The organism is Chloracidobacterium sp. (assembly GCA_016716305.1).
Taxonomy (GTDB): Bacteria; Acidobacteriota; Blastocatellia; order Pyrinomonadales; family Pyrinomonadaceae; genus OLB17.
This window is the reverse complement of record JADJWP010000002.1, coordinates 2,684,482-2,696,880: the sequence shown is the minus strand read 5'-3', so window position 1 is coordinate 2,696,880 and position 12,399 is coordinate 2,684,482. Positions and strand designations below refer to the sequence as shown.

Here is a 12,399-nt window from a genome sequence, read left to right as displayed (position 1 = left end):
CAGTGTCATGAGAGATCTGCGTTCGTTAGGCACGGGATGACGGACCTGAGTAAAAGATGATAACGAAATCCAACGTAAAGCCAAAAAGTCTATTCTTTACAACTTTATAGTCTGAAATTCCCGCGTCCCTTAGTAGTCCCTTCAGGTCGTCCAATGTTAGCAGGTTCATGTATGAACCGGTTGCCCATCCCTTGCCTATTGCTCTCAGATACCATTCAAAAATGGGTTTCGGACCAAAATGCAGTAACGGCGTCCGTGTGTGCACCTCGACCGGGAAGTGGCGGTTCGGAGTCGTAATGAAAGCTCGGGCTGATACCCTCTTTATCTCCAGAAGGAAATTGAGTTGCTGTTCTCGCGTTCCAACATGTTCGATAACCGCGTTCGACCAACAAATATCGAAACTCTTGTCGCCAAAGGGAAATGAATTACCGTCATATTGAACGCATTCAACAGTCGGATATGACCTCTTAAAATTCGACGGCGCTTCCAAACTAAGGGCGGTCAGATTTTCGAGATATGGATAGTGCTTCTCTATAAAGTTGTCGGTCTCCGACATTTCATGGTCCGAACAGCCGACATCAAGGACGCGCGTCGACTGCGACGGGGCCAACTCATCGACAAAGGTCTTCCATTTTCGCTTCCGATTGAACTTAGAGATCTTATATGCGATTGACATTGCTCTGTCGTACTAAGCGCAGATCACCAACATCGACGAACCATGTTGAAAGCCGGACTCATCAAACGTCGGGACCAGCAGTCACCTATTGATCATTTTTCTGCGTTCAGGAAACATTCTTCGATAACCAACTGATCGCCATAAGCAATCCGGGTAATGATCTGGAATTGTGATTTCAAATCCACATCAGAGGGCAATGGCTGATAAGGGGGACGCCTCCCGTAACTCAAGTAAACCAGATTTCGCCACTAACGTCGAAAGTCACAGCCGTGATCACCGGTCTTCACGGCCTAACCCTGTTACGCGGCGGAAATGCGAGGCCATAGCCTGCACGCTCGAACGAGAGATTCGGATTGTAGTTTGGATCGCTCGCAAACCACTCTGGATAGCATTCGGCGAGTTTCGACATCGCCTCTATTTCATTCATAGACTGAGGTGACGAGACCTCGAACTCAGCGAATGGTGTCCACACATTTCGAAACCCTGAATCCATCAATTTCAGACATAGGTCAATATCCCCAAGAGGTTTGTACGGATCGAACCCCCCGACGGCATTTAGGGCATTTGTCGAAATTGCGATCATTCCGCCTCCCGCCGCAGTGACATTGCGCATCATCATCAGCTGTTGAAAAGATGTAAGCCGGGATCGGTCGATACCGGCAAATAGTGGCCAAACGCGGCCATCGCCGAGCACAAATCCGGCATTTGCTATTGCTCCATTCTGAAGAACTGCGAGCCCGCCAACAGCCCCTATCTGCCGTTGGCACGCAATACCAATGACCTCGATCAGCCAATCTGAATTCAAGGGTATGGTATCGGCATTTAGAAAGCAGAACACCTCGCCGGACGCTTTTTCTTGGGATGGCACGATCTCAAAATTCGAATATTTGGTTCGCGATTTGATCGCCTCGGCGTCACCTCGGGTGATAATACTCGCCTTGGGCTGGTGGGAAAACCGGTACCGTACCCGGTGGTGCCCGGGAAAGCCCTCCTCACTCACCGCATCGATACCCTTGCGTTCGAAGTGCCTGCTTATTGCGCGCCTAGCGTTTTTTATCGCATACGATTTACCTTCATTGTCGAGGGCTACGCTACCCTCAATCGCGCGCCAGTGATAAAGAATTCGCGGAATGTGCCGGATCTGTCGTTCATCAACGAGTTCTGTAACCCGAAGTATCAGGTCGTGATCTTGGCTGCCGTCGAATTCGCTGTCAAAGCCGCCGACCTCGCGGATCAATTCGGTACGATAGCCGATCAAATGTGTCGCAACGTTGCCTGCATAGATCGATTCGCGTCCCCAAGAAGCCTTAAATCGCGGGTTGAATCGTCGACCATTTTCGTCAATGAGATCCTCATCGCTATAGACCACGGCTATGTCACTATGTGTGGCGATCTCGTAAGCAACCCAAAACAACGCGTCGCGGGAAAGTTCGTCGTCATTGTCCATCAGCACGCAAAATTCACCGGCAGCAATTTCGAGAGCTGAGTTGGTAGCAGCCGAGATATGGCCATTTGTCTGGCGAAATACGACCTTTATCCGGTGGTCAGCCTCAGCAAACTCAAGGAGCAGCGGCCTGATGTGCGATGCTGTAGATGCATCGTCAGCTATACAAAGTTCCCATTCGTCATAAGTCTGCTCGATGACCGAACGCACTGCAAGACGAAGCCATCGTTCATCGACGTTGTAAACCGGCATCAAGATCGAAATTAGCGGTCGACGTGTCAAACGAGGGGTCAACTTCCCGGTATCCGCATATACCAGGCTATCGATCCATCTTTGATATTCCACGTCACGCTGGCGGAGAATATGCAGCGTTCGAAAAATACGCGCCGCCCGGCCAAAGCCGTAATTTCGCAACACCTCGATCAACTTATTCAGCTTGTTTAACGTCATTCTGGCATTGATAGGTGCCTCTCTATTTCTTTAGCCAAAATGGCATTAGCACTGCTGGTTCTGCGAATGGAATCATCGGCATTTCTTTCATTTTTCTCGCCCCGCCAATATCGGAGAATAGAAACAAAAGACTCGGTATCACTTTTCGGCATTGTCACAGGAAAATACTGATGATTTTACGAAAGGTTTCGATGTCGAGAGTGCTAGTTGGATGCTTCACTTGCCTTCCTCGATCGATCCCGGACATAGCGATCATCCTGTTCGAGTAAAGGCCGGATCGGGAGCATTTCGCTGCCGTTATTCCGAGTGTACTTTTTCAAAAACGTCGAGCGTTTCGCGAGCCGCGCGCCTCCACGAGAATTTCTTTGCCTGTTCAAGGCCTTTTAACCGCAGTTCATCGCGTAGTTTTCCGTCGGCATTCAACCGCTTCATCGCTTCGGCGATCGCAGGGACACTGTATGGATCTACTTGAATGCCCGCATCACCGACGACCTCTGGCAAACTTGTGCGGTCGCAAACGATAACAGGGGTTCCGCATTGCATGGCCTCAAGTGGCGGCAACCCAAAGCCCTCAAAGAATGAAGGGTAGACGAAAAACTTTGCAGACGAATACAACGCTGGCAGATCCTCGTCGGGGACGAACCCGGTAAAGTGAACTCGGTCTTCGACGCCATAATTAGACGCTGCCGCGATACTTTCATCAAAGAGCCATGCATTTTTGCCAACGAGAACCAGTGGAGGAAGTTCCGTCCCGGCCTTGATCAGCATCCCGTACGCCTGGATCAGGCGAACCAGGTTCTTTCTCGGCTGGACCGAACCAACCCCGAGGATGAATTCACCGTCTAGGCCATATCTCGCACGAACCGCATTAAGAGTCGATGCGTCTCGTACTGGTTTATAACTATCGTTTGCAGCGAGGTAAACATTTGTGACCTTCTCAGGTAATATACCGTAGGCCTCGATCACATCGTTACGCGAGTATTCGCTGCAGGTGATTATATGTTTCGCCTTCCTCGCTGTACGGCGAATGGTCACCTTCATCTGTGCGCTGCTCCGTTTATTGAAAGTCTCGGGCAGATGCTCGAACGCAAGGTCGTGGATCGCGGTCACGATCTTGGCCGGACAAAATGGTGGTGCATTGAATTGGCAAAAGAAAATATCGGCCGGGTGAAGTCTCAACTGACTTGAAAACGAATAGAAATATCGCAACATTCTTGAACGGTGCCAAAATCGACGCACCCTAAAATTGGACCATCGGCCTTGATAAATTTCGATCGCATGTGGCTCCATCACGTAAAGCGTATATTCGTTTTTCTGATCGATCTCCGCAAGACTCTCGATCATATTGGTGATATATGTGACATTACCGGCAAGCTGAGTGCCAACCGTATGTGCGTCAATCGCGACTCGCATAGAATTTATTTGTCGGACATATCCGGTTTGAACCGCCAGAATACACCATCACGTAGTTTTTCGATGTTAGTTACGTTAAGCGATAAGGGACGAGAATGCAACGGTTATTCGCTGACGATCTTAGTTAAGTTGCCGTAGTAGAAGATGTGTAAAGCGTCCGAAAAACAATTCTCTTAGATGGCGTCGCTGTTCCCGATCGCAACGAGCTTTACCAGCGTCATTCAAGGCTGTATTTTGTCCGCGTCAGAAAGGAAAGAATGTAAGAACTGAATCAATATGACTCAAACCGTCGGTTCTCATCGACTCTCGACTCACAGAAGAAAGCCGTCGTACGAGTTGCACTTCGACATTCATCGAACCGTTATGATTGTTCGATGATCAATACGAATTCGTTGTGTCAACAATAGATAAGGCTACGAATGCATCAATCGACGCGGACCTCACTTCGCAACTTGAAACTTGCATAGTAAAAAGCAATCTGGAACACAATCTCAGAATGATCGATGTCCTCATGTCAACATACAACGGCTCGCTGTTCATTCGTGAACAGATCGAATCGATCCTCAGTCAGAGTTTTTCGGACTTCCGTCTGATGATACGTGATGATGGTTCTCAGGACGACACCGTTTCCATCATCGAAGAATGCGCTTTGGCAGACGAGCGAATCAAGGTAATACGGGATTCCGACGGAAACCTTGGGCTAAGACGATCGTTCATGCGGTTGCTCGAGGCGTCGACCGCGGACCATTTCATGTTCGCAGATCAGGACGACGTTTGGCTTCCCGACAAAATGTCGAGATCGTTTGAACGGATCTCAGAACTCGCCAGCCGGTATGGCGACGATACCCCAATTCTCGTCTTTACCGATCTCGCGGTCGTCGACGATGAACTCGCCGAGATCGACGGTTCGTTATGGAATTATCAGAGCCTCGATCCCGAGGTCGCGACGGATTGGAAAAAGCTGCTCGCACAAAATGTGGTCACCGGATGCACGATCATCGCGAATCGTGCCGCGGCTTCTGCGTCATTGCCGTTCGCAATGCCCGAAATGATGCATGACCACTGGGTTGCCGTGAACACCGCTAAATTTGGAAAGATCGATCACCTCGACATTCAAACGGTCTTGTATCGACAGCATCGAGGTAATGCCGAGGGCAGCAAGAATTTCGGGTTGATCTATGCCTTGTATAAGATCCCCGCGATCATAAACAATCGGTCGTTCTATAAGCGGTCGGCAACACACTTTGGCGGCGTCTCAGCAACCGGGCTGATGGTTAGAAAAATGTGTTTGAATTTCGGCCGATTCTACGACTGATCGCAGCAGTTAGGACGATAAGATCCGTCCGCGGGCAATTATCCGGCTTCTTCATCGTCACAAAGCGAATTTTCTCGTGAAGATTCATTGGTCGCGGAATCGAACTCAGCCAAATGATCCGCAAGGATATCGGCGAGTTTCTTTGATTCCTCTGCGATGATAGACAGATAATCCCGCGCCTGGCCCTGGATGGAATCATCCTCCAGAAGCAGCTCCGCAAAGCCCATGATGCTTGTAAGCGGCGTTCGCAGATCGTGAGAAAGCCGGTGCAGGTCGGTCGATCTTGCAGGTTCGTTTCGTTGATTCTCCATTTTGGATACCGGCCGGCCCGCGTCACCATTAATGTACGATCTCCCGCGGTTCATTTGGCTTCCTGATTATGTCCCACGTCAGACATCCGTGCAATCAATAACGCTTACCCGGCTCAATGTCCCACGCCCGCAGGCTTTGCCCTTTCCTCAGAAGTCGGCCATAATATGGCGTTGTCCGGGACATCGGAAAATGAAGTTTTTCAATCAGGTTCGACTTCTGCTGATCGGCATTTGGCTTGGGGCTGCCGTCTATTTTATTTTCGTGGCTCAAAGCGCCTTTGCCGTTCTGCCTGAACGGGAGCTCGCCGGTGCAGTTGTCAACCGAACTCTTGCGATCTTGAATTACAGCGGATTGGCGATATCGCTGATTCTTCTGGCCACGTCGCTTGTCGGGCAAGCGGCTGCAGGTAAGCTCTGGCTCTGGACAGAACGTTTTCTCCTGTTGGTAACAGCTGTCAGTTGTGCGATCGGGCAGTTCGTCATCGCTTGGTGGCTGTTATTGCTTCGCCAAGAGATCGGAAAGCCGATCGATCAGGTCGCGACAGATGACCCTCTTAGAATGCAGTTCAATGCGATGCATGAATATTCGGTGTGGGTTCTTATCGCCGGAATGATCGCTGCTTTGCTGGTGTTTTTTGTCGCTGCGAACCGCGGATATGGCCCAACAAAGCGATCAGGCCCTGACAGTTTCGATTTTCAAAACGATTTTAAGATCTAGTTTGTATGGAACTTATCGAGAAACAAAGCGAATTTTTATCACTTCTAGCCCGATGGAATGGGAATGAGTCACTTGCCGGTTATCCGTTCATTCGCAATGTTAACGCGCCGTTCACGCCCGTCCGTCGTGCATTGCCGATGCTGAATCTCGGTTTGATCACGTCTGCCGGTGCTTATATCGACGGGACAGAGCCTTTTGAGACATCGTCTCGTGACGGCGACCTGCAGTTTCGTGAGTTTCCGGTCGAGGTCGAAGCAATCGATCTGCGTTACACCGCCAAAGGCTACGATTCGAAATTCGTTTCTGAAGATCGAAATGTTCAGATCCCGATCGACCGATTGAGTGAATACGAAGCGAACAGCGTCATCGGACGCCTCAACAACGTATGGTGGTCGCTCAGCCCCTGGATCCCGAACGGTGCGCGTGTGGCGGAAGAACTCGCTCCTCGGATGGCGGAACGCTTGCACCGATACGAAATTCAGGCCGTACTGCTCGTGCCGGCTTCACGATTGTGTCACCAGACGCTTGCCATCCTTGCCCGCGGCATCGAAAACGCAGGCATACCGACGATCATGATCTCGGTCGATAAGGAACTCTCAGAATCGATCCGCGCACCGCGAACGGCCTATTACGACGGCGAGTTCGGCTGTGTAGTTGGAAAACCGAATTGGCGCGAACACCAACTGCGGATCCTTGATGAGACGCTTCGGTGGACAGAGACGTTCGATCAACCTGGCACCCGGAAGCTCGCCGTCGAGCTTCAAACGCAGGTTGAAGCGGCAAGGGGCGAGCGCTGACGATCACGAAACCGCTCTGCGCAACGTTCGGTCAGAAGGGAACGGCGGGCACCTGTGATGGGTCTTGCGGCCTAGCCTCCCATTTGCCAGCTCTTGATCATTTCCAGCGGATAGACCAGCATTACGATATTCAACAGTAGGCTGTCGCGGATCCACCAAAGCAAGATCAATTCGACCACAACGAAAAACATCAGCGACCGCCACCAGCCAAATCGAACGGCGATCCAAAATCCGATGCCGCAGGCAGCAAGATCTCCAACCGAGTTTGCGATCGAATCGCCAAAATAGTCCATTGAAGCCGTATTTTCGCGGTACTTCTCGATAATATAATTCGTGTTCTCGAGCACTTCCCAAGCTGCCTCAGCGACCATTGCGATCGCGAACCGCCATTGAATATCTAGCTTCGAGATCGCAAGCCCGGTCAGCCAAAAAAACAAAACACCGTGAAGAACATGGGTGAATGTATAAGGGTCGATCAGATGCTGTGACGTGTGACTGCTATTCCAGGCCTCGTGAACGTAGACCGAATAGTCGCCCAGTTTGCACCACCAAACCCGCCCGAGCGCATAGAGGGTCGCAGCCATCGATACAGTGGCCAGGACCGAAACCGTCACTGAGATCGTCCCGAACACTGACGTTTTTTGTTCTTCGATCCTTTTCATAAGCTTGGATAATTGTCTTAGGATGACGGATCAAATACAAGTCCGATAGCGCCGACCGGAGAACGGCCGGTCTGCTTGTGCGAATCTTGGTTCATGGCGTTCGGTCCGCGTCGTTGCGAACGGTCACGGGTTGAGTAAGAATCTAATGAACAATGCAGCGAGACCGCACACTTGAACTGGTTCGGAAACGAAACGAACCGTGGGACATCGTCGTAATTGGCGGCGGAGCTACGGGTGTCGGGTGTGCGCTAGATGCAGCGAGCCGCGGTCTCGAGGTCTTGCTCATCGAACAGCACGATCTGGGCAAGGGAACGTCGAGCCGAAGCACAAAGCTCTTACATGGCGGGGTGCGATATCTCGCTCAAGGCAATATCACTCTTGTTCGCGAAGCGCTTTTCGAACGCGGGGTGGTTTTTGCCAACGCTCCGGGCTCAGTAGCGATCCAACCGTTCATCGTACCTTGTTACAGCGTTTGGCAGACGATCAAATACAGCGCCGGACTAAAGTTATACGATCTGCTCGCGGGCCGCAGAAGCCTCGGCAGGTCGAGAATTCTCAAGCGAAACGAAACGATCGAACGGCTTCCGAACGTTAACCAGAAGCACTTAGGGGCCGGCGTTTTGTACTTTGACGGGATCTTTGATGACTCACGCTTGCTCATTGAACTGGCCCAAACCGCGGCCGCATCTGGAGCTTCGATCCTGACCTATGCAAAGCTCGTCAGGATCGAAAAGCGTTTGACGTCACCTGAAAGCCGGATCGAATTCGTCGATCTCGAATCCGAAGATCATATCGAAGTTATGGCCAGAGCGGTGATCAACGCTACGGGCGCATTCAGCGATCAGGTCCGGCAATTGTCCGATCAAGACGCGGGACCGTTGTTGAAATTCAGTCAGGGCATCCATCTCGTCCTCGACCGGAGGTTCCTGCCCACCGACGACGCAATGATGATACCTGTGACGCCGGACGGACGAGTGCTGTTTTGCATACCGTGGCATGAACGGCTGCTTGTCGGGACGACCGAGACGCCTATCGATCGTCCGGTCGCTGAGCCCGTTGCTCAGGACGCCGAGATAGGCTTTGTGTTGGAGGCGGCCGGTGCCTATTTGAGCGAAAGGCCGACGAGAGATGACATCCTGAGTGTATTCGCTGGAATCCGTCCACTTATCGGCTCATCTCAGAAAACTGCAACTTCGCGGCTGTCACGCGAACACCGTATCGAGGTCGACCGCTCTGGTATGGTCACCATCGCCGGTGGAAAGTGGACAACTTACCGGAAAATGGCCGAAAATGCGGTCGATCGGGCAATAGAGGTCGCCGGACTCCGAAGCGTTCCGTCCAGGACCATCGATCTCCCGATCGTTCATCGGTCGTCTGAGATAACCGATGGCGAACGTCTGTGCGCCGATCTGCCATACACGACCGGTGACGTCAGAAATGCAGTTGTGAATGAATTCGCGAGGTCGATCGAAGACGTCCTTGCGCGCAGGACCCGCATATTATTCATTGATGCGCGAGCGGCGTTGGAGATCGCACCAGATGTCGGTGCGATCGTCGGCGAATTACTGGGATGGACCGAGGAAAAAAAGGCTAAGGAGGTCGAGGAATTCACGGCAGTCGCAGCAGGCTATCTGCCTCGGCATGCCTAGGATCATTTTTCCGGGGCCTCATACGACGTACCGTCCGAATATACCACCTTGTTTATTTTGACTGCGATCTTCGTCGTCCGGTGTCGAATGTCAGAGACGATGTCAACGGTCAGCGGTTTCGAATATTCCTTTCGTTTGGAACCGGTGACATTCCGCTTGAATTCCGATGCTTCGTTCGGCGAGAGCGACTTGCTTGCCGCGAAGGTATAACGGACGATCTCGTCTCCGCGAGGGTCTGTGAAAACGAACACGGCTTCAAACGACCTCACGGTCTTGACGCCGGTGTTTTTCAGCTTCATCGCGACATCGAATGAAGTCTCGCCCTCATCAAGCTTCTGAACTCTCTTCGGTGCGGCATTCGGATCCTCGGGTTGGCGTCGCCATTCGCCGTTGATCCCGGTCCGCTGGTATTCGGGACGCGGCGGAGTGCTGCCTATCACACCGTAGTCTTGATGCGGAAATTGCGGCATCGCGACCGCCGATCGGTCGGCTTCGAAGGGCTTCCAGGAGTACTCTATGACCTCGATGCCCGACGGACTCTTTTCAGAATTCTGAGCTTGGGCAAAAACGGAAAAAAAGCCAAGAACCGCCAAAATTATGAAAAGGCTACCGTTACGCATCGTGTTCCTCCTGAGAAGATCGACCCTTTGAATTCGGAAACTCATCAAGACCGGTGATGACGGGATTTTAGTTGGAATGGAGATGTGATGTCAAAGACTTTTTCTGCGCTATGACGGACGTGACGTCGTTTTGCGAGAGGGATTACTTTCGCTGTGAACGATCATTCCGTCGTGATCTCGTCTTCGCCATGGAGCGCTGCATTTAGCGTATGCCAACTCAGTGAGGCACACTTTACACGTGCGGGAAACTCCAGTACGCCGGAAAATGCTTTCAGTCTGCCAAGATCGTTCTCTTCCGTCTCGATATCAAGTTCGCCGGTGACCATTCGGTGAAACTCATTGAAAAGCTTGTCCGCTTCGTCCCTCGTCTTACCCTTTACGGCCTGTGTCATCATTGACGCCGAAGCCTTGGAGATGGCGCAGCCTGACCCTTTGAACGCGACATCGCCGACCTTGTCGCCTTCCATTTTTACATAGACCTGCAGCGCATCGCCGCATAGCGGATTATTTCCCAGTGCGGTCTTGTCTGGATCCTCGATCTCGCGAAAGTTCCGCGGGTTCTTGTTGTGCTCCAGTATCGTTTCCTGATAAAGCTCGGTTAATTCTGACATCTAGAACAATCCTACAACATTACCGTTCTCATCGATATCTACACGCTCGGCCGCAGGATGTTCGGGCAAAGCCGGCATTGTACGCATGTCGCCGCAGATCGGATAAATGAAACCGGCTCCGACACTCGCCCGCACCTCTCGGACCGGAAGCGTAAATCCGGTCGGAGCCCCTTTCAGCGTCGGGTCGTGGCTGAGGCTGAGGTGTGTTTTCGCCATACAGATCGGCAGTTTGCCAAAACCGTTTGCCTCGTAATTCTTTATCTGGTCATCGGCAAACGGCGCATAGCTGACGTCGTCAGCACCGTAGATCTTTTTCGCGATCGTTTCGATCTTCGCCTTGATCGGCTGATCGAGGTCGTAAAGAAATTTGAATTCGCTCGGTTCGTCGGCAGCGGCGATGACCATTTCGGCGAGTTCGATCGCACCTTTTCCGCCATCGGCCCAATGTGTCGAAACGGCCGCTCCGAGCGCGCCGCTTTCGATCGCGATCCGCTTTACCGCCTCGATCTCTTCGGGATGATCGGTCGCAAACGCATTTATCGCGACGACCGGCGTAACGCCGTGGAGCTTAATGTTCTCTATCTGCTTTCGGAGGTTTGCGGCACCTGCCTCGACGTCGGCGACGTTGTTCTCAAGCATCTCGGGCGGCAGCGGCTTTCCGGCGACGATCTTATACTTTCCGCTGTGCGATTTTAGCGCTCGGATGGTCGCGACGATGACGGCCGCATCGGGCTTGAGGCCCGAGTAGCGGCACTTGATGTTAAAGAATTTCTCGGCACCGATGTCGGCACCGAAACCGGACTCGGTCATCAGGTAATCGGCCGTCTTGATTCCGATCATGTCGGCCAAGATACTGCTGTTGCCGTGGGCAACGTTGGCGAAAGGCCCTGCATGTACAAGCGCGGGAGTGTTTTCTAGCGTCTGCATTATCGTCGGGCGGATTGCATCGCGCATCAGCACGGTCATCGCACCGGCGGCTCCGATCTCCTCGGCAGTTACGGGCTTTTTGTCGTGCGTCAGTCCAACGACGATCCTGCCGAAGCGCTTCCGCATATCCTGAAGCGAGGTGGTCAAGGCAAGGATGGCCATTACCTCCGACGCGACCGTGATGTCAAAACCGGTCTCACGCGGAATGCCGCCTTCCATACGGCCGCCGAGCCCGACGATGATCTTGCGAAGCGCACGGTCGTTGGTATCGACAACCCGTTTCCACGTGATGCTGTGCGGATTGATGTTAAGCGGATTTCCCCGGAGCAGTTTATTATCGATCATTGCCGCGAGCAGGTTTGTCGCCGCAGTTACAGCATGAATGTCGCCGGTCAGGTTCAGGTTGAACGTCTCCATCGGCACGACCTGTGCATAGCCGCCGCCGGCCGCACCGCCCTTTATCCCAAAGGTCGGCCCTTGTGATGGCTGCCTCAAGGTGATCACCGACTTTTTGCCAAGGTGCTGCATCGCCTCGCCGAGCCCGATGAGAGTCGTAGATTTTCCCTCACCGAGAGGCGTTGGTGTTATGGCTGAAATATCGATGTATTTGCCGTTCGGCCGATCCTTGAACTTCTCAAGTACGTCAAGACGAACCTTGCCAATGTATGGACTGCCGTAAAGATCGATATCATCAGGGCTGAGGCCAAGCTGCGCGGCTATTTCGGTAACCGGACGAAGTTTCGCGTTCTGTGCGATGTCTAGATCAGAGTGCATGCCGATATTGTTTGGTTTTTCGTATGCAAATG

12 protein-coding genes are annotated in these 12,399 nt (G+C 52.3%); 4 read left to right on the top strand and 8 right to left on the bottom strand.

What is annotated here, in order from left to right:
- Positions 1-25: 25 nt before the first annotated feature.
- The 3 genes from IPM28_14265 to IPM28_14255 form a co-directional block, all read right to left on the bottom strand.
- Positions 26-676, bottom strand: coding sequence for a class I SAM-dependent methyltransferase (locus IPM28_14265; GenBank protein MBK9174146.1), 651 nt, complete (start codon positions 674-676; stop codon positions 26-28).
- A gap of 283 nt (positions 677-959) precedes the next feature.
- Positions 960-2,570: a glycosyltransferase gene (locus tag IPM28_14260; protein ID MBK9174145.1), complete on the bottom strand. Its 1,611-nt coding sequence runs from the start codon at positions 2,568-2,570 to the stop codon at positions 960-962.
- A 297-nt stretch (positions 2,571-2,867) separates the two neighbouring features.
- Complete coding sequence (locus IPM28_14255) at positions 2,868-3,983, bottom strand: glycosyltransferase family 4 protein (GenBank protein MBK9174144.1); 1,116 nt, start codon at positions 3,981-3,983, stop codon at positions 2,868-2,870.
- 496 nt (positions 3,984-4,479) lie between these two features.
- Here IPM28_14255 and IPM28_14250 point away from each other — a divergent pair, with 496 nt between their 5' ends.
- Positions 4,480-5,298: a glycosyltransferase family 2 protein gene (locus IPM28_14250; protein ID MBK9174143.1), complete on the top strand. Its 819-nt coding sequence runs from the start codon at positions 4,480-4,482 to the stop codon at positions 5,296-5,298.
- Between the two features lie 38 nt (positions 5,299-5,336).
- Here the strand turns inward: IPM28_14250 and IPM28_14245 are convergent, their stop codons facing one another.
- Positions 5,337-5,663, bottom strand: a complete 327-nt coding sequence (locus IPM28_14245; GenBank protein MBK9174142.1) for a hypothetical protein — start codon at positions 5,661-5,663, stop codon at positions 5,337-5,339.
- Positions 5,664-5,799: 136 nt separating this feature from the next.
- On the opposite strand from IPM28_14245, the gene IPM28_14240 reads away from it, so the two are divergent.
- Together IPM28_14240 and IPM28_14235 are read left to right on the top strand one after the other, a co-directional pair.
- On the top strand, positions 5,800-6,327 hold the full coding sequence (locus tag IPM28_14240; protein MBK9174141.1) for a DUF4149 domain-containing protein: 528 nt from the start codon (positions 5,800-5,802) through the stop codon (positions 6,325-6,327).
- A 5-nt stretch (positions 6,328-6,332) separates the two neighbouring features.
- Positions 6,333-7,124, top strand: a complete 792-nt coding sequence (locus IPM28_14235) for a hypothetical protein (GenBank protein MBK9174140.1) — start codon at positions 6,333-6,335, stop codon at positions 7,122-7,124.
- Positions 7,125-7,195: 71 nt separating this feature from the next.
- Here IPM28_14235 and IPM28_14230 read toward each other — a convergent pair whose 3' ends face one another.
- Positions 7,196-7,786 carry a DUF2585 family protein gene (locus tag IPM28_14230; GenBank protein ID MBK9174139.1) on the bottom strand — a complete coding sequence of 197 codons (591 nt, stop codon included), beginning with the start codon at positions 7,784-7,786 and terminating at the stop codon, positions 7,196-7,198.
- Positions 7,787-7,938: 152 nt separating this feature from the next.
- Here IPM28_14230 and IPM28_14225 point away from each other — a divergent pair, with 152 nt between their 5' ends.
- The gene (locus IPM28_14225) at positions 7,939-9,435 is read left to right on the top strand and encodes a glycerol-3-phosphate dehydrogenase/oxidase (protein MBK9174138.1); all 1,497 of its coding nucleotides are present in this window, start codon (positions 7,939-7,941) and stop codon (positions 9,433-9,435) included.
- Positions 9,436-9,437: 2 nt separating this feature from the next.
- On the opposite strand, the gene IPM28_14220 is transcribed toward IPM28_14225, so the two are convergent.
- From IPM28_14220 to IPM28_14210, 3 genes are all read right to left on the bottom strand, one after another.
- Complete coding sequence (locus IPM28_14220) at positions 9,438-10,055, bottom strand: hypothetical protein (GenBank protein ID MBK9174137.1); 618 nt, start codon at positions 10,053-10,055, stop codon at positions 9,438-9,440.
- Positions 10,056-10,216: 161 nt separating this feature from the next.
- Positions 10,217-10,666, bottom strand: a complete 450-nt coding sequence (locus tag IPM28_14215) for an SUF system NifU family Fe-S cluster assembly protein (protein MBK9174136.1) — start codon at positions 10,664-10,666, stop codon at positions 10,217-10,219.
- Positions 10,667-12,373 carry a formate--tetrahydrofolate ligase gene (locus IPM28_14210; GenBank protein ID MBK9174135.1) on the bottom strand — a complete coding sequence of 569 codons (1,707 nt, stop codon included), beginning with the start codon at positions 12,371-12,373 and terminating at the stop codon, positions 10,667-10,669.
- Positions 12,374-12,399: the final 26 nt, after the last annotated feature.